Consider the following 560-nt stretch of genomic DNA (forward strand, 5'->3'; position numbering starts at 1 on the left):
GATTATCTACCTCTTGTTGATAAAACTTTGAAAACAGATGATATTTTAACGGATTATACAGATGGTATTGTAAATGGAAATCTGATTGAATTTAAAGTTGTTATCAATGATATTAACACTGTTCTATTCCAAGCCATCAAATATCTATCCGCTCGGAGAATCAAAGGAAAAGAAATTCCCAAAAACATTCTGCTTGTGTCGCTAACGAATGAAAAAATCTACGTTTTTGATAGTCAGGAATATTTAATACATATCGAAAAAGTATATTTTGGTGGTGCAAGTGTAAAAACCTCTGGTTTTTCTTCTGATGCTCCTCTTGAAGTTTTAGAATACGGTCAAAGTCAACTAGACGAAAGTCGTCTTATTACTTTACTACGTTCAAAGCAATATACAAAAATTAACATCGACGAAAACTGTATTGTTGGTTGGGCAGAACGTTTTTATCGTGAAAATAAAGGAGCTAAAAAGTCTGATTTTATCGGTGACCATACTGGTAAAGTTAAAATTATTGGTGAAATTCGGAAACCTGAGAAACTAAAAGAGTTTATCAATCCTTATAT

Annotated in this window: 1 pseudogene; it reads left to right on the forward strand. The window is 31.8% G+C overall.

The window, feature by feature from the left end:
• A pseudogene (locus D8792_RS11270) lies at nucleotides 1-560 on the forward strand (hypothetical protein); the annotation flags it as partial.

Source organism: Streptococcus cristatus (assembly GCF_003943505.1).
GTDB classification, from domain to species: domain Bacteria; phylum Bacillota; class Bacilli; order Lactobacillales; family Streptococcaceae; genus Streptococcus; species Streptococcus cristatus_E.